Source organism: Proteus sp. PR00224, assembly GCF_016238105.1.
Lineage (GTDB): Bacteria > Pseudomonadota > Gammaproteobacteria > Enterobacterales > Enterobacteriaceae > Proteus.
Genome location: NZ_JAEHQU010000009.1, coordinates 69,609 through 88,139 on the forward strand (window position 1 = coordinate 69,609; position 18,531 = coordinate 88,139).

Annotated in this window: 17 protein-coding genes; 1 reads left to right on the forward strand and 16 read right to left on the reverse strand. The window is 31.0% G+C overall.

The features are described 5' to 3' along the window. Window positions 1-25 precede the first annotated feature (25 nt). Window positions 26-1,972: a TonB-dependent receptor plug domain-containing protein gene (locus tag JEP71_RS14665; protein WP_198626509.1), complete on the forward strand. Its 1,947-nt coding sequence runs from the start codon at window positions 26-28 to the stop codon at window positions 1,970-1,972. A 98-nt stretch (window positions 1,973-2,070) separates the two neighbouring features. Here JEP71_RS14665 and JEP71_RS14670 read toward each other — a convergent pair whose 3' ends face one another. From JEP71_RS14670 to JEP71_RS14745, 16 genes are all read right to left on the reverse strand, one after another. Further along, the gene (locus JEP71_RS14670) at window positions 2,071-3,090 is read right to left on the reverse strand and encodes an IpaD/SipD/SspD family type III secretion system needle tip protein (protein ID WP_198626470.1); all 1,020 of its coding nucleotides are present in this window, start codon (window positions 3,088-3,090) and stop codon (window positions 2,071-2,073) included. Window positions 3,091-3,230: 140 nt separating this feature from the next. Beyond that, the gene (locus tag JEP71_RS14675) at window positions 3,231-4,250 is read right to left on the reverse strand and encodes an IpaD/SipD/SspD family type III secretion system needle tip protein (RefSeq protein ID WP_198626471.1); all 1,020 of its coding nucleotides are present in this window, start codon (window positions 4,248-4,250) and stop codon (window positions 3,231-3,233) included. Window positions 4,251-4,390: 140 nt separating this feature from the next. Next, complete coding sequence (locus JEP71_RS17580; protein WP_232797640.1) at window positions 4,391-5,608, reverse strand: IpaD/SipD/SspD family type III secretion system needle tip protein; 1,218 nt, start codon at window positions 5,606-5,608, stop codon at window positions 4,391-4,393. 3 nt (window positions 5,609-5,611) lie between these two features. Next, on the reverse strand, window positions 5,612-6,463 hold the full coding sequence (locus JEP71_RS14685) for a type III secretion protein (RefSeq protein WP_198626472.1): 852 nt from the start codon (window positions 6,461-6,463) through the stop codon (window positions 5,612-5,614). Window positions 6,464-6,491: 28 nt separating this feature from the next. Further along, the gene (gene sctE, locus JEP71_RS14690; RefSeq protein ID WP_198626473.1) at window positions 6,492-8,630 is read right to left on the reverse strand and encodes a type III secretion system translocon subunit SctE; all 2,139 of its coding nucleotides are present in this window, start codon (window positions 8,628-8,630) and stop codon (window positions 6,492-6,494) included. Continuing rightward, window positions 8,623-9,138, reverse strand: a complete 516-nt coding sequence (sicA, locus tag JEP71_RS14695; RefSeq protein WP_198620572.1) for a type III secretion system translocator chaperone SicA — start codon at window positions 9,136-9,138, stop codon at window positions 8,623-8,625. Before sicA ends, sctE begins: the two co-directional genes overlap by 8 nt. A 152-nt stretch (window positions 9,139-9,290) precedes the next feature. Then, entirely contained in the window at window positions 9,291-10,349 is a 1,059-nt protein-coding gene (locus tag JEP71_RS14700) for an EscU/YscU/HrcU family type III secretion system export apparatus switch protein (RefSeq protein ID WP_198626474.1), read from the reverse strand. Next, on the reverse strand, window positions 10,342-11,115 hold the full coding sequence (gene sctT, locus JEP71_RS14705) for a type III secretion system export apparatus subunit SctT (RefSeq protein ID WP_198620574.1): 774 nt from the start codon (window positions 11,113-11,115) through the stop codon (window positions 10,342-10,344). Before sctT ends, JEP71_RS14700 begins: the two co-directional genes overlap by 8 nt. A gap of 5 nt (window positions 11,116-11,120) precedes the next feature. Beyond that, window positions 11,121-11,375 carry a type III secretion system export apparatus subunit SctS gene (gene sctS / locus JEP71_RS14710; RefSeq protein ID WP_196532920.1) on the reverse strand — a complete coding sequence of 85 codons (255 nt, stop codon included), beginning with the start codon at window positions 11,373-11,375 and terminating at the stop codon, window positions 11,121-11,123. Then, window positions 11,375-12,034: an EscR/YscR/HrcR family type III secretion system export apparatus protein gene (locus JEP71_RS14715; protein ID WP_198626475.1), complete on the reverse strand. Its 660-nt coding sequence runs from the start codon at window positions 12,032-12,034 to the stop codon at window positions 11,375-11,377. The genes sctS and JEP71_RS14715 overlap by 1 nt, the downstream gene beginning before the upstream one ends. A gap of 4 nt (window positions 12,035-12,038) precedes the next feature. Beyond that, window positions 12,039-12,962, reverse strand: a complete 924-nt coding sequence (locus JEP71_RS14720; RefSeq protein ID WP_198626476.1) for a FliM/FliN family flagellar motor switch protein — start codon at window positions 12,960-12,962, stop codon at window positions 12,039-12,041. After that, window positions 12,959-14,269 (reverse strand): hypothetical protein, encoded by a 1,311-nt coding sequence (locus JEP71_RS14725; protein WP_198626477.1) that lies wholly within the window; start codon window positions 14,267-14,269, stop codon window positions 12,959-12,961. Before JEP71_RS14725 ends, JEP71_RS14720 begins: the two co-directional genes overlap by 4 nt. Continuing rightward, window positions 14,247-14,711 (reverse strand): type III secretion protein, encoded by a 465-nt coding sequence (locus JEP71_RS14730; RefSeq protein ID WP_198620578.1) that lies wholly within the window; start codon window positions 14,709-14,711, stop codon window positions 14,247-14,249. The genes JEP71_RS14725 and JEP71_RS14730 overlap by 23 nt, the downstream gene beginning before the upstream one ends. Further along, entirely contained in the window at window positions 14,695-15,996 is a 1,302-nt protein-coding gene (sctN, locus tag JEP71_RS14735; protein ID WP_198620579.1) for a type III secretion system ATPase SctN, read from the reverse strand. The genes JEP71_RS14730 and sctN overlap by 17 nt, the downstream gene beginning before the upstream one ends. Before the next feature lie 3 nt (window positions 15,997-15,999). Beyond that, window positions 16,000-16,413, reverse strand: coding sequence for a type III secretion protein (locus tag JEP71_RS14740; protein ID WP_196532927.1), 414 nt, complete (start codon window positions 16,411-16,413; stop codon window positions 16,000-16,002). A gap of 8 nt (window positions 16,414-16,421) precedes the next feature. Then, window positions 16,422-18,527 carry an EscV/YscV/HrcV family type III secretion system export apparatus protein gene (locus tag JEP71_RS14745; protein WP_198620580.1) on the reverse strand — a complete coding sequence of 702 codons (2,106 nt, stop codon included), beginning with the start codon at window positions 18,525-18,527 and terminating at the stop codon, window positions 16,422-16,424. Window positions 18,528-18,531: the final 4 nt, after the last annotated feature.

An 18,531-nucleotide genomic window follows, 5' to 3' on the forward strand; every position in this document is an offset into this window, starting at 1 on the left:
TAGATTACAAATTGAGATTGGAATGATGAAATTAAAACCTCTATGCTACTGTTTATCTTTTGCTCTATTACCAAGTATTGCAATCGCCGACACCACTTATGGGCAATTAACGCCTGATTTATTAACCGTTTGGAGTAGCCCGATTGCAGCCAATCCAGATGTGTTAACACAAGAGCAGATGCTTGAACAAAATAAAGTCAATGCGGCACAAGCTATTGCTACATTACCCGGTGTTGTGATGCAAAAATCGGGCAACCGCAATGAATACACCATTAAAGTGCGTGGCTTTGATAGCCGCCAAGTGCCTGTATTCTTTGATGGTATTCCAACGTATGTTCCTTATGATGGCAACTTAGACTTAGCCCGCTTTACCACCAATGATCTAGCAAGTATTGAAGTCAACAAAGGCTATACCTCATTACTACAAGGCCCTAACTTAATGGGTGGCGCTATCAATATCACTACCGCATCACCGAAAAAACCTTTAGAAGGGAGTATTGCTTACTCACAAGGTTTTGCACGCGGTGCCGATTATGCCCATAACATGAGCGCACGTTTAGGCGCACGTAATGATTTAGGTTTTATTCAAATCAGTGGTAGCCAATTAAAGCAACGCTTTACCCCAATTCCAGGCGCTGATGAAAATAATCAAGCAGCCGGTACACATGGACGCCGTGATAATTCGGCAACAGATGATAAACGTGGCATGATCAAAGTGGGTTGGACGCCACGCGCTTCTGACGAATATACCCTGACTTATGTAAAACAAGACGGTGAAAAAAATAGCCCGCCGTCAACATTAGGTAAAGGTAAATTTAAATATTGGGCATGGCCGGATTACAACAAAGAGAGCTATTACTATAGCGGCGTAACACAAATCACAGACAGTATTAATCTACAAAGCCGTGCTTATCACGATAAATTCGAAAATACCCTCTATATGTATCCCAAAAAAGGGGATACACCTGACTATAGCCACTATGACGACTACAGCACGGGCGCTGCATTGCAATTAGGTATTGATACACGCGACAGTGACCTACTCTCTTTTGCCGCACATTGGAAAGATGACGTTCACCGCGCTCAAAAAGAGAAAGGTGGCGATTGGATGCGTTATAAAGACAGAACATGGTCTTTAGCCACAGAATACCAATGGGTTGTCACCAATGATCTCGATTTAGTGGGTGCCATTAGCTATGACTGGCGTGACAGTGTTGATACCGATAAAGGGGCTGATGACAACAAGCAAACGGCTTTTAACTGGGAAATGATGGCGAAATATTCTTTAGCCAATGATGATGCAGTCCGCTTCTCCGTATCTGATCGTAGTCGCTTCCCGACGCAAAAAGAACGTTACACTACTGAAAAACCCAAAGATGGCTCAAAAGGGATTATTAACCCAGATTTAGATCCAGAACGTGCATTATCGTTCGACTTAACCTATGAAGGGCACATTACTGATAAATGGGGTTACCAAACCAGCATTTACTACAACCGTGTCAGTGATGCAATTATGGCACACACCGTTTATCGTGATGGCAAAGCATTTTTCCAAAACCAAAATAGTGGACGCATCGACTATGTAGGTCTTGATTTAGGCACGAAAGGTAACGTCACTGATTGGTTAGAACTTGGTGTAAACTATAGCTATATTCACAGTGATCCGAAAAAAATCGAACATATTGAAGGCTTACCAAAACATAAAGCCTATATGTGGATAACGTTTATTCCAGTAGAACACGTTCGCTTTACTGTTATGGAAGAAGCACAAGGTTGGACATATAACCGTATTGATGAAGATGACAAACTCGCAGGCTATGCAAAAACCGATCTACGTTTAGATTATGACTTTGGTTATGGTGTTTCTGCTAATGCCTCTGTCAATAACTTATTCGATAAGTCTTACGAGTATACACAAGGCTATATGGAAGATGGCCGTAATTACTGGTTAGGTATTGAATATAAATTCTAATTTATTTTCTATAAATTTAAGAGCTGATATTTATTTTAATATCAGCTCTTTTCGTCCCTAAAATAACCTTACTTTCCATGATAATACTCTAAATATAATTAAAATCGTAAAAAACCTTTTGCCATTTCTAATAAAGTATTCATAGTACTACTCACTATTTTTACAAAATTATCATAATTACTATTGGCTGCACTATATTTTTTTGACAGTTCATCCAAGTTAGTATTAACGCCTTTTTCAACGGTATCGAATGTTTTCTTTAATAATTCAAACTCTGTTTGTAATATATCCGACCAACCATCTGGCATGCTAAATAAATGTTCAGTTAATTTTTTAATCCCCGACACATCAAATTTAACTTCAAACGAAAAATTCATATTAGTATGATTATCTTTTATTAATGATACTCCTTTAATTTGACTAAGTAATTTTCGTACTGCATTAACTGCATTATTCACCTCAGCCTCATCTTTATAATATATCTTTTCCCCATTAATTATTCTATAAAATCGACCATCATTATCTTTAAAAAATTCCATATGAAAAGATAATGACTGCAACCTATTCATAAAAATCTTTAATGCATTAAAAAGATAAGCAGGGGATACACTTATATATCCATCTTTACTCCCAGCCTTTGTTGACTGACTTAATTCAGACAATATTTCTCTTAATTCTTTTACAAAATCCATATACTTGGAAAAAATATCTTTCAAAACATCTAAATAATCATTTTTACCCGCGACAATAGATTGTTTTACTTCATCAAATAAATCACTTAATGAATCTGTTGGATAACTGTCATTTGATTGCGCATTTTCTATTGCACGAGAAGCATAACTAATTTCATTTAAACTTTTCTTTTGATTAATATTATTTTTTACATATTGTTCATCAAGGTAAAAACCTTTTTCTTTACTAGAGAGATGTTCAAATCTATTATCATCTTTAACATCATTAAGAGATAATTCTTGATACTCTCTTTTCACATCTTCTAATAAAAAATTTGTATTATTTAAAAACTCTTCCTGATTATGTACTATCGCATTATAGGATTTATTTTCTATATGTGATTTATTGTTACTTTTAGATACATCAAAATTAATAGCAGTAGCCATAACATTAACCTTTTATATAAAAGTTGTTTTAAGAAAAAAATAAATAAATATTAATAAACTTAAAACAAAATATTAAACGTTAGCATTATTAGGCTATTATCTCTAAAAATATAATCTCTATTTTCAATTTCTCTAAAGAGTTAAAATCGTAAAAAACCTTTCGCCATTTCTAATAATGTATTCATTGTACTGCTCACTATTTTTACAAAATTATCATAATTACTATTGGCTGCACTGTATTTTTTTGACAGTTCATCCAAGTTAGTATTAACGCCTTTTTCAACGGTATCGAATGTTTTCTTTAATAATTCAAACTCTGTTTGTAATATATCCGACCAACCATTTGGCATGCTAAATAAATGATCATCTAATTTTCTAATCCCCGACACATCAAATTTAATTTCAAACGAAAAACTCATATTAGTATGATTTTCTTTTACTAATGATACTCCTTTAATTTGACTAAGTAATTTTCGTACTGCATTAACTGCATTACTTACCTCAGCCTCATCTTTATAATATATCTTTTCCCCATTAATTATTCTATATAATCGACCATCATTATCTTTAAAAAATTTCATAGAAAAAAATGATGACTTTAACCTATTCATAAAAAGACTTAAATTATTAGCAATATCAACAGGAAATACACTTATATATCCATCTTTACTCCCAGCCTTTGTTGCTTGACTTAATTCAGACAATATTTCTCTTAATTCTTTTACAAAATCCATATACTTGGAAAAAATATCTTTCAAAACATCTAAATAATCATTTTTACCCGCGACAATAGATTGTTTTACTTCATCAAATAAATCACTTAATGAATCTGTTGGATAACTGTCATTTGATTGCGCATTTTCTATTGCACGAGAAGCATAACTAATTTCATTTAAACTTTTCTTTTGATTAATATTATTTTTTACATATTGTTCATCAAGGTAAAAACCTTTTTCTTTACTAGAGAGATGTTCAAATCTATTATCATCTTTAACATCATTAAGAGATAATTCTTGATACTCTCTTTTCACATCTTCTAATAAAAAATTTGTATTATTTAAAAACTCTTCCTGATTATGTACTATCGCATTATAGGATTTATTTTCTATATGTGATTTATTGTTACTTTTAGATACATAAAAATTAATAGCAGTAGCCATAATATTAACCTTTTATATAAAAGTTGTTTTAAGAAAAAAATAAATAAATATTAATAAACTTAAAACAAAACATTAAACGTTAGCATTATTAGGCTATTACCTCTAAAAACATAATCTCTATTTTCAATTTCTCTAAAGAGTTAAAATCGTAAAAAACCTTTCGCCATTTCTAATAATGTATTCATTGTACTGCTCACTATTTTTACAAAATTATCATAATTACTATTTGCTGAGCTGTATTTTTTAGAGAGTTCATCAAGATTAGAATTCATTCTCTTTTCTAATGAATCAAGCGATTTTTTAAATAAATCAAATTCAGTTTGTAAAACATTTTTATATTTTACTTCTTCTTTTTTATTTTCATTATCTGCTTTTATCTTTCTCATTTCTTCTTCAATATCAAAACCAGGTTTAACTAAACCAAATAAAGATGTATTATCATAAAGTAGTTGTTTTCTTTTTTTCTCTATCTCAGAGTCCGATAATACGCCATCCATAGAAATATCAGTATTTATTTTTTCCAAGAGATTATCAAGATCATCAAAATCGATATGGCCAATAAAATTAAATTCAATATTATTTTTTATTTCTAATGAGTGATTTTCTTTTATTACCTTAATACCTTTTATATCTTTTAATAATTTTTCTATTGCATTTAATGATTGATAAACTTGTTCTTTCTCTTTATAACTTATTAAATGCCCCCCTAATTTTCTAATGTAACTCCCATCATTTTGACATTCAAATAAAAGTTTAGTGTAAAAAAATGATTTCTCTCCTAATTTTTCATGATAACTTTTTTTAACATTCTCCAATACTTTTTTAAGTTCAATATAATTAATTGCAATACACCCATCTTTCTTACCCGCTTTGGTATATTGGGTAATGGATGTTATTGCTGCTCTTAAGTCCCTTACATAATCCATATAATTGGAAAAAACATCCTTTAGAATATCTAAATAATCATTTTTACCTACAACGATTGATTGCTTAACTTCATAAAAAAAATCACTTAATGAATCAGTAGGATAACCATGATTTGGACGTACATCTTTTATAATGGGTTCTAATTTTTTTATAGAGCTTAAACATTGATTATGAAAAATAATATTTTTATCATATTGTGCAGAGAGAGAAACATATATTTCCCTCTCTGTTTTTCCTTTTAAATTATTACAATCAATCCAGTTATCAAGATCAAAATCTTTTTTTTCTCGCCTTATATTTATTAATAACTCTTTCATATCATCTAAAACATGTTTTTCATTTTTAGATGTAGAAACAATATCATTATCTGAAAAATAGATTTTTGAATGACTTGCTATATTAGACATCCCTGAATCAATAGCTTTAGCCATAAATTATCCTCTTACATTCGAACCAATTGCAGAAGCAGCATCCTGCTGCGCATGAATAATTGCTTCAATGGCTTGTAACAATGCTTTTATCACTTCCGTTACTTCGCGTTGCATCTCGTTATTATTATTAATGACATGATTATTAATACTTCCTCTTGCTTCCAATACTTTCTGTTTACCATCCAGTACAATTCCTTGAGATTGCAAAGTTTGGTCTGCTACTCTAGCTAAAGGATCCGCAGTTGAAGTCACTAAGTTACCGGTGATCATCGTTGGGTTAGAATGACCAATAAGATCTTTACCCATACCTTTAATAGAAACAAAAGCCCCCATACCATGTATTGCCATTGAAATACCCGCACTCGTAATTGCGGCACCAATCATAATATTGGCTTTTTTATTAAGATTATCTTTTATTTGATCAGCGATATTTAACTCAATATTCATCAGCATCACACCCATTTCTCTAGATGCTTCGAACTTTTTAATCATTGCTTCTAAATACTTAACAATCAAATTGATTAATTTCATCATATCCGAAGATACAAAATTAAACATACCTAAACTTTCTGTTTTTATATGATCATAAATATCATTATCGTTATCAACTTCGAGTGATTTTAATATCTTTTTTATATCCGGTGTTTTTACTCCTGGTTCAGTTAGAATTGGCTTTGATGTATTTTTTGCTTTTTCTAAAATACTATTTAATCTATTATCAATATCTTTACTTAAACTCTCTAAATTTTCTTTACTTAATTTTCCATCATTAATAAAATCTTTATTCCCACTGACTTCATTAAGTTCAGACTTATAGTTATTAAATAAATTATCATTACTTACTTTAATATTCATATTAACTCCTTAATAAAAATAAATTTTATTAAATAGATATATTTCTGATCATATCTGATTTAGTTCGATTACTTATAGAAGATTTTTCACTCATATTTTTTAAAATTTCAGTGATGGTATCGATATTCTCATGATAACTTTCCATTATCTTATCCATTAGCTTTTGAATAAGATTTAATATGGCATCTAATTTTTTACTATCAGCGACAGATTGCATAATTTTTGCAGAAAGAACACTACTATAAATATTAACTGCATTTGTTGCTGTTGCATTGGCTAACTTAGAAATAACTACGGTTCTGTTTAACATAACACCTGCTTTCTGACTGAACTCTTTAGCAAGTAGTTTATTAATTTTCTTCATGGCTTCTTCAAGTGCTTGAACAATGATTTCTTTAATCATTTTTCCCATCATAAGTTCAAGTGCTTCATTGAAGACTCTTTTCAACATATCTCTGACTTGTTGATTAACAATTTTCTTGGCTACATTGGTTATACCATTTACAGCTGGACCAACAACAAAACTTAATGCAATTGCGGCAATAAATAAAACCGCGGTAATTAAAGCCTTAAGTCCCATTTTTAATTTATCTTGTATTGAGTTTTTTATATCCTCAATGATTTTTTTATCTATACCTAATTTCTTTAATGCATCTAAAGAGCCATAAATCATATCCGCTAGAAAATCGACCACCTTATCTAAAGCCTCCATCAAAGCTTCAGTAAGAGGTTGCATTAATTCATCCATAAACGATGTGCCATGTATCGCTTGATACACTTCATCTGCAATAGTTAATGCAGCATCGGCGACCATTAATACAACTGCAACCGCCATTAAAGCCATGGAAGCGCCTGCCGTAAAAATAGAAGCAACACCCGCAACGATTGCTAATAATCCAGCTAACAGCTTCAAACCAATACCTGCCCAAAATTGAATTTCCTCTTGCTTTTTTATTTGGGCTTTTTGATCGTCAATTTTGTCTTTAAGCGATTTTTCCGTCACTTCTTGCATTTCCTCAAAGAGCGCTTGTTCATTTTCAGAACGCTGCAACATTACTTTGAGTGTTAATTCACGTGTTTTCGCTAATAAGAAAGTTAATAATGCCATTCCTGATAAGGAGTCTGACATTATTTCAAGTTCTAATGCACTTTGAGTAGATGTAAGGACTCTATAGGTTTCTCTGATTTCATCTAAATTTGTTTTTATTGATGTATTTTCTTTTTTATTTATTAAGGCTTTTAATTCGTCCTTATGTGAAGTGATCTGATTAATTCTATCTTCACTAATAGAAACATTAGGCATATATTTAAAAGCATTATCAAAAAAATCAGATAACGTACTGTATAATTTATCTAAATCATCTAACGATAATTTAGAAATATCATCTGGTAAATTCAAAAATGGAAATGCTTTTTTAAGTGAATTTTCCATATCACTTTTAGATTTAATATTTCCTGATAATAAATCTTTAATTAATGACCTAGGAATATTATTATTTTTTAAGAATTTTTCGACTTCAGCTTCTGTTTTGAATTTATTCGATTTAATTTGACTATCAATTTCCATCCAATAATCAACATAAGCATCTTTACTATTCTTTATAGTATCTAGAACAGAGTTAAATTTTTCTTTTAAGCCATCAATGCCTTGAGCTAATTTATTTAGCTTATCTATATAATAATCAAGCTTATCTGGATCTTTAATTTTATCTAAAACATTCTGATGAATGACATTCTGATAAGAGAGTTGTAAAAATAAAAAATCATAATCTTTCGTCGATTTTTTATTCTCTGATTGACTTGGTGCTGAGAATGCTAAAGAGGATTTTTGATTTTGAGATATATCTAGTGTATTACCTTTTTCTTGGCTATAAGCAGCCTTGTCATTTTCTTTTTTATTTTGTTGAGAAAAAACATTGATTTTATACTGCACATCATTTTGAACATTAATTCTTTGATTATTTTTCTTCTGCTCAATAGGTGCTCTAAGAGCAGGTGCAGAAATTTTATTTTCTTTATCTTTAATTTGTGAAGATACAATATGCTCATTTACAGTATTAATTCTTTGAGCTTGCTGTGTCGTATTTATAGTGATATTTTCTACCTCCTTAGAAGGTAGAGGTGTAGAAAATATAAATTTATCATTAACCTTATTAATATCATTCATACTGTTCTTCCTTATCTGCATTAAGAACAACAAGAGGAATATCTTTTAATGATTCTAAATAAACATTGGCTCTTTCTTTGATAGATTGATCGTTAATCTTTTCTGAAACTTGATTAAAACAATATTTTGCTTTTTCTTTTTCACCAAGCGATAAATTACATTGCCCAGCATAGAAGACAGGTCGATAATCATTTTTCGCATTGAGATAAGCTAAAGCATAAAGATCAATTGCCGCTTGATACTGTTTTTTCAATTGTTTAACAGCAGCAAGCCCCATAATGTAATCAACATTATAAAAATCGTAGAGGCACAAAAATTTGAAAATTGCTTCGGCCTCATCCAGTTTTCCTTTCTGGTAAAAGTCATAAGCAAATGAATAGATTCCTTCCATAAATCCTTCTGGGATAGCGCCTTCGTCCTTGAGTGATGTCCCGTTCTGAACAATAGAAACAATGTAGTTTGCTAATTGATCAAGTTCATTTTCTGACATTTTTTTATATACTGACATGATGTTAATCCTTTCATCGATGATGAATAATTAATAATGAAATTCTAATTTAATCATTAATTAATTACTTTAATAAAACACACGCCTATATTTATAAAAATAAATACATTATTTTTATAATTAAAATATATATGCGCTAGGTTGATTTATTACTAATTTATATAGTCCATTTCTTCTCTTAATAATCCTTCAATTTCTATTTTCTTAAGCCAAATAAGAATATCCATAACATCTAATAAATCTTGATCTATCATTACATCAAATAAATGATATTTATGATAAATTTTTCTCGCCAGTTCAGGATAACGAACAACTGGTGTTCCTACTTTTTTAGCATAAGCTTTCACCGCCAATGCTTTATCATTAATACAGCTCAATGAAACTAAAGGCATAATGCCATTATCAGGATCAAAATAGATACCAACAGCCACATGGGTTGGATTGACAATAACAGCAGATGAATCTCGAATTACTTTTTTCATCGGTTCATCAAGCAATTCTTGATGAAACTGTCGACGAGTTGATTTTATTTCTGGATCGCCTTCCATATTTTTATATTCTTGCTTAACTTCATGTTTTTCCATCATCATATCTTTCATAAAGATAAAGAAATCAGCAATAATATTTAAAATAAGAATAGGTATTGAAAGAATAAAAAATATAAATACAAAATTAACGACGAGTGAACACCATTTATCAACAACAACATTTAAATCAGAGCGGTATAATATAAATATTTCCTTACCATGTAAAATAATAAAAACATAACAAGTAATTAAAAATATAACTATAAATAATAATGTTTTTAATAAATCTTTTATTGTTCTTATACTAAATATTTTTTTAAATCCTGAAATTGGATTGATATGATTAAGATCAATCTTAATAGCTTCAGTTGCAAGTTTAAAACGCGAATTAAATAAAGAAGGAATAGCACCAGATAAAAAAGCAACAACAAGTATCGGCAAAACAATATCAAAGAATAGTTTTGATATCACATCGACGTAACTCTTTAAGGTAATATTTGTTGGATGAAGTAAAAGAGATTGATAAAAACGACTAAATTCACCTAAATCAACTTGATGAAATAAATACATAACACCGATAAGATAAACAAGTCCTGACGTTAACTCTTTACTCTTAAAACTTTGCCCTTTTTTTGCAGAGTCATCGAGTTTTTTCTGAGTGGGTTTTTCTGTTTTTTCAGCCATGATAAATACTCATAAAGATCGTATAAAAGTATCTATTATTAAAAAATGCATAAAGTTCTGTGGTCATCGCCGAAGTAAAGAAAAGAAGTAATGATATAAAGGCAATAATTCCTTTTATACATAATGACAGTGAAAATGCATTTAGTTGAGGACAAAATAGAGAATAAACACCCAGTGCAACTTCACTTAAAAACATAATAATCAGTACGGGTGAGACTAAAACAAGCGCAGTATGAATCATACTATTAAGCCAGTGCCCAATAAAAGAATAACCAATTTCTTTGTTAAAATAACCAATGGGAAATACATCATAGCTATCTTTTATCGTAGTCATCAATAAGGTTAGGCCACCTGTCGATAAAAAATAGGCAGCGCAAAATAAACCCGTTAATGAAGCGAATTCAGAAGACTCAATTCCCGTAGTTGGGTTAATAGTATCCCCAATACTCGCCCCTCGTTGGTTATCCACAAACTCGCCAAATGCAGACGCGATCCAAAATGGAGTAGCAAAAAGAAGCCCTATTAAAACGCCAAGAAGTAATTCACTTAATAATATAATTCCCCATATATTTCTTACTTCATCTGTAATAATAATGCTGGGTCTAATTCCCATAGCAATATAAAAAATAATAATATATTTTAATAATTGGCTATTAAGAACTCGACTATTTAAAAAAGGAATAAAAAGAAAGATAGGAAATAATCTTGCAACAAGTAAAAAAAGATCGATTAAATAAGTCTGTATATACCCTAGCAGTATTAACATATTATTTATCCTGCTAATCCTAACGTCATCATCTCTTTTGCATACACTAATATTTTATCGCCCATCCAACCCATAGTGACTAATAAGCAAACAAAAACACCAACAAGTTTTACACCAAAAGGTAATGTTTGTTCTTGGATTTGTGTAATGGTCTGTAATAAGCCAATCGCCAATCCAATAAATGTCGCAATGGCAATAGGTCCCGCTGAAAGTAATATCACTAAATAAACGGCTTTATTAGCCGCATAAACCATATCCATTACCTTACCGCCATGAGTTCAAGATATTGATTAATTAGTCCTTTAGCTAAGAGAGTCCAACCATCCATAGCGATAAATAAAATTAATTTTAACGGCACTGATAATGTGACTGGGCTCATCATCATCATCCCCAGCGCTAATAAAATACAAGAAACAACTAAATCAATAACAATAAAAGGTAGATAAAGATAAAAACCAATAATAAAAGCAGACTTTATTTCACTTAATGCATATGCGGGAAGCAGTGATAACAACGATTTTTCTATATTTTCTTTCTCGCCATAGCTATCAGGTCGGTTTCCTTGTGCTTGTTCAAAAAAATCTAATAACTCAGGATCAGAATATTTGTATAAATATTGTTTATATTCCCCTAATGCATCGTCAGAAAATCGCTCAAAAGAATCAGGAGAAGTTATATCAACCGGGTTTTCAATAAGATAATGATAGGTATTTTTTGCTATTGGTGTCATAACAAACAAAGCCATCATTAATGCAATCGCATTGAGTACCATATTAGAAGGCACTTGCTGAACACCTAAAGCATTACGAGTCATCACAAGTACGATAGAGAATTTTAAGTAGCAGGTTCCGGCAGCAATAATAAAAGGAGCTAATGTTGCTAGTGCTAACGTTAAAATGAGCGTCGTTGAGCTTTCCATATATTTAATCTTGCTGTAAATGGGAACGTTGAATTTCTACAGCTAATCGCTCACCCACTTTAATTAATTCCCCTTGAGCAATAGCAACACCATTAACAACTAATGTAATCTGTCGTGAAGCATTATCAGGTAATATAATTTGTTGTCCTGGGGCTAGTTTTTCAATTTCTTCAATAGATAATACTTTACTTGCGAGTAAAAAAGACAAGGTGATGGGAATAGTACCAATTGATTTTAAATCCTCATTTTCTTGTGTCGCTGTATTTGTATCAATATCTTCAATTAATGCTTCTTCCTCTACCTCATTAGCTAGTAACTCTTCATCTAAAACCACCGTGTTTTCTCCTTCTTGCCATTGATAACGCATCCATTTTTTTTCACCAATAATAAGTGAAGAATCAATGCTATCAATCAACACAATATCCCCCAAAGAAAGGGTTTTTAATAACGAAACGGTCATTTTGCTATTACCAAGCTGGAATTGAGCAATAGCATTTATTTTATTTTTTGAAGATAACATCCATTCATAATGCCCCTCAAAAGAGCAAATAAATACATCTCCTATTGAGGTATTTACAACGGGATAGCTAACTTCTTTTTGCTCTCCTAAACAGATATTTTCTACCGCTACTGACATCTCTTCTTTCGAAAAAGGAAACAATAATTGTGAACATTTCTGTGAGAATAGAACGCGAAGATAAGCTTCTGGAACCTGCTCCCAATCTATTTTTTTTTCAGAATACAGGCTATCCATGACTTGGTTAACGGCAATAAGCCCTGTAAATGAACCTAATGTATTTTTACCTTTTATTTTAAAATAATAAGCAGAAGTGATCGGCAATTGTGCTTCGTATAAAGAAGATAGAATATTCATTGAATCGCTATTTTGATCTTGAGTAATACTTTCTTTAACATCTGATAAGATCATTTTTCATCTTCTTTATCATTGGAAGGATCAATTGCATTAATCTGCCAATGAGAATTATCATTTTCTAATGAAAGCGCTAATCGTCCTTGGTATTGATTAAAATTGTCTAAAGAGGACTGATAAACGCGTCCAGTAGAAGCAATCAATTCGATCTTTTTATTGATATCAAAATTAACTTTCATCTGATGAAGCTCACTTCCCCATTTTTTAAAAACATAAGTAATACTAGGAGGTTGAGTCATCTTTGATACTTCTTTATAAAGAAGACTTAAAGCGGGTATATCAAGCAGTTTTTTATCAATTAAGGGTTCTTGTATTTTCTGTTGATATTCTGGCTTTATATTATTAAATATAGATATATTACTAACTTCTTCTTTTACTTTTTTTTCATCCAATTTATCTATATTCGAATTTCGTTTTTCAGTATTAAATGAAAGACTATTTTTCTCTATTTCATTACTCTTTGAATGACTATTTTTATGGGCTGAATGATCTGATTTTTCTATTAGGTCATTTTGAATACCCAATGTATTCTCTTTTATTTTAAATGCAGTATTATCTTTAGAAAAAGAGCGTTCTTCCCCATAGGAATACTGTTTATTCTCTGTATTGTTCTCTATGTTGTTTTCTACTTGTTTTTCATTGTTCTTGATAAATTTATGAGTTTTAATTTTATTATCTATTTCTTCTACATTATGATTAATAACTTTATTTTTCTCTACACTTTTTACTTTCTGATTGACGACTTTCCTTTCATCAAGCAAACCTGCCCCATTAATATCTAATTTATTTTCCTTTTTGCCATCAGAAACACCAACACTTATGTCTTTACTTGATTTAAGATCATTCGTAACTTTTAAATTACTCTCTACCGTTATCTTATGAGAAACAGGTATTTTTTTACTTTCATGATTAGATAGTGATTTTTTTTCTATTTTCACTTGCTTTGCATGAACGCAAATTTGTGAATATATTTTCCTTTGTGTTAATAATAATCCTTCTAAATTTAAAAAATCGGTTTCATCCTTTTTATCCTTTTCGTCTTTAGTTTTTGTTTTATTGGAATTTATTTTTAGATGACTTTTTAGGTCAATATCATCCTTATGATTTAGATGATAAAAGTCATCTAGTTTTTGTTTTATCTTACTGACATTTTCAGAAGAAACACTCTCATTATCAGTCATTGATAATTCTAAATCAGTAGAAGAAAGTGATGATTTTTTAGAAAAAACAGACTTATTTTCACTAATTCTTTCATTTGATAAATTTGTATTTAAGATAACATTATCTGTCTTTATTAATATCATACAATACCATCTCCTGTATTTCGTTCTGTTCTAATCTTTCAATATATAACTCTTTTTTTAATGCTTTTCTTTCAAGATAAAGCTTCATTTTCTTTTGTTTTTTGATCACCACTTCCCTTTCTTTTTGTAACTTTAGACTTCCTTTTTTTAATTTATCTAATTGATACTCTATTTCCTTAATTTGAGTAATGGAAATATTCAATGACGCTAAGACAATAGCTTGTTTACGTTTTTGTTGATTTAACGAAAGCGTTGAATAATGCCCCACTCTTTCATACATAGGGATTTCATTTTCTAGCGCAGAAGCTAATCGCATTTGTTCTTTTTTCTTATCTTCAGCCTCTTTTATTAACTGTTGATGCTTTTGTTGCTCTCTTTCTATTCTTTGCTGGCGCTTAGCAATAGCATTCATCAATACCTGTTGATTAAGAGGTAAGCGCATAAAGTTGGTTCAAAGTTTGTTGAAAATCGGCTTTTTCTTTGAAGGATTGAACAAGAAACGCCTCTATTGCTGATTGTTTATTTACAGCAAGATCGTTTAATTCATTTTCACCTACACGATATTCACCCACCTCTTGTAATAATTTAATATCCTGTAAACGCATCAATATTTGTCTTATTTTCAATGCTGCTTTTTGTTGCTCAACATGGGTTATTTGCTGAAAAATACGGCTCACACTGCCTAAAATATCAATCGCAGGATAATGACCCGAAGCGGCAATTTTTCGTGAAAGATAGATATGTCCATCTAAAATAGAACGAATTTCTTCTCCTATGGCATCTGGTTCATCATCACTTTCAAGCAAGACAGTGTAAAATGCCGTGATTGAACCTTTTTCAGTCACTCCAGGTCTTTCTAGGATCGCGGGTAATTTATCAAAGACAGAAGCAGGATAACCTTTACGAACAGGAAGTTCGCCAGCCGTAAGAGCGACATCCCTTAAAGCTCGACAATAACGTGTCATTGAGTCAATAAATAATACGACATTCTTGCCTTGTTCTCGGAAGTATTCAGCAACTGTGGTGGCAACTAATGCTGCGTTACAACGCTCTATTGCGGGTTGATCTGAAGTTGAGCAAATTAATACTGTTTTTTCGCATCGTTTATCTGCTTTTAATTCCTCGACAAACTCTGTGATTTCACGCCCTCTTTCACCAATTAACCCGATAACAAAAACATCGGCTTGAGAAAAACGGATAAACATATTCATAAGCATTGTTTTACCCGTTCCTGCACTGGCAAAAATTCCCATTCGTTGCCCTAATCCACAACTTAATAATCCATCAACTGCACGAACACCTGATTCAAAAATTGTAGTGATAGGTCGTCTTTCACTAAATAAGGGAGGATGACCATCAATAGGTAAATATGAATAGAAGTTTTCTTCTTCCATTTTTTTATTACTAAAGCGTAATAAATAGTTACCTTTAATATCAATCATACTCCCTAAAACATTAGGGCTTAAAGCGACTGAAAAAGCATTTCCCGTCGGTACTACGATTATTTGCAAAGAATAACCTTGCGAACTTCCCATCATACTTAAAATCGTAATACCATTACGGAAACCAATCACTATCGCTTCACCAATAATTTGACCATTAATGATGGGATCTTTTAATAGACAAATTTCTCCAATAAATACATCACGTAGCATGACTTCAAGAATATTACCTTGTATTCGCATAGGATGAGCCGCGTGATGAAATATTGAAAATGTGTTATTCATTTTTTACCCAATAAACTGTTGATGAACGCTATTCATCATTTGGAAATATTCATCAATCGCTTTCGCCATTGATTCACCATTTTGTAAAGCAATGGGCATAAATGAGGCACGTAGTTCTAATTCAGATTCTACTTTCACTAAAGCAGGCTGCCCCGGATAAAAACTCTCCATTTGATTATTAATACTGGTTAATAATAATGATGTACTGCATTGTGATAATAAATTTTCATCATATTCACCAAGCACAGACCAGATCATAGGAACCTCATCAACAACCAATAAATTAATATCAGGCATATCGCCTAAACTAATTGTTATTGTTGAATGATTATCAACAGATTTTCCCTCTGAGAATAAATCATTGCGTCCAATTACATTCATGGCATCCATAATTAAACTTGCTAGATCAAAAGACATAATCTCTCCTAAATAGATTGTAAAACGTTAATTTCAATATCAGATGTAATTTCATCATAAGACAATACAGATAGCTGTGGATATTGTGTTTCTATTAGTTTTTTAACAAATCGCCTTATATCTATTGCTGTTAAAAACACATAATCTTGAATATATTTAATCTCATCAATAGCAGTAGATATTTTTTCTATTATCATATCAAGCTCCGCAGGTTCTAAATTTAAAAATGTTCCCGAAGAACTTTGCCTTATTCCACTACGAATAATCTCTTCTACATTATGAGATAAAATAATTACATTAAATTTTCCATCTTTTGAAAAAAAGTGGCTAATATAACGTGAAAGCAGTGATCGGATATGTTCAGTTAAAAGTACAGGGTCCTTTTCTCTACTTCCCCATTGTACTAAACCTCCTATTATTGTTTTTATATTTCTAATAGGAATTTTTTCTTGTACTAGGCGTTGTAAAACATCATTAATTCGTTGAATAGAGACTTGTCTATAACACTCTTTCAAAAGTTCAGGTGAATTTTCCTCTATTTTATCAAGAATATTTTTTGTCTCTTGTATTCCAAGAAATTCAACAATATTCAATGTAATCAAGTTGGAAAATTTTCTATAAAAATAGATTTCTGGCAATTCTACTTTATAACCTAACGATGTTAATTTATCTGTATCATTCTTATTAATCCAATAATGGATAACATCATTATCCTTAATCTCTATCATTTTAAAATCTAAAGAAAAAAGTTCATCATTAGGATTTTCAACATAAACAAAGGGGAAAGGACAATCAAATTCATCCGCCTTAACTTCGTTTATTAAGATAATAATTTTATTTTCATCAATTTTATCCGAATAATGAATAACAATATCGGGAAGCAACACACCGTATTGTAAAATAAATTCTTTTTTCAACCATTTTTCAAAAACTAGTTTTGAAAGATACGCTTTCTTCTTAGCGGAAACCGTAATAATTAAAGGTAATGTTTCTGCTTGAGATAAGGTAATATTCTCAGTTAATAAACTATTTTCATCGTCTGATTCATTTTTATTTGAAAATAGATTTGAAATAATGCCTTTTTTACTATCAGGATCTGAAGCATCATCTTCATTTTTTTCATCCCCACTTTCTGTAGAGGCTTCTTTTTTCTTACTTTTCCATTGTTTTTTAAAGAAATAGCCTCCTAATATTACCGATAAAATAAGAAAAACAGGGGTTGGAAAACCAGGTAAAAAACCAATAACAAAGGCAAGGATTGCAGTTACTAACAACGCAAAATCTTGAGCTAACAATTCATTCATTATGCTAAAACCAAGATTATTATTTTCACCACCAACGCGCGTAACAATAAAACCCGCACTGATAGAAATCAGCAATGCAGGAATTTGAGCAACAAGCCCATCACCAATGGTCAAAAGTGTATAAGTATGTAACGCTTGTGAAATTGAGAGATCCATTTGCGCCATACCGACAGAAATTCCCCCAATTAAGTTAACAAAAATAATGACAATGCCCGCAATTGCATCGCCTTTAATAAATTTCATTGCACCATCGAAGGAGCCATATAATTGACTTTCTTGACCTAATTCTTTTCTTCTTATTTTCACTTCTTCATTAGTAATGATCCCAGATTTTAAATCAGCATCAATACTCATTTGTTTTCCGGGCATACCATCCAAAGAAAAACGCGCCGCAACTTCTGCAACACGTTCAGAACCTTTAGTAATTACCAAAAATTGCACAATAGTCACAATTGAGAAAACAACAAAACCTACCACTAAATTTTCACCAATAACAAACTCACCAAATGAAGTAATAATTTCACCAGCATCCGCATCCAATAAGATTAATCGACTTGTACTAATAGAAAGAGCAAGACGAAAAAGTGTCGTAATCAGTAATAATGCTGGAAAGGTCATGAAGTTCAATATTCGAGTAATATAAAATGAACTCATAAAAATAAGAAGAGAAATAGTAATATTCAATCCAATAAGGAAATCCACAATATATGTTGGCAAAGGTATAATTAACATCATAATAACCAAAATCATAACCGATAATACGATTAGTTCTGGTCTATTTTTTATTGCCAATAGGAATCTATAAATCATAGAA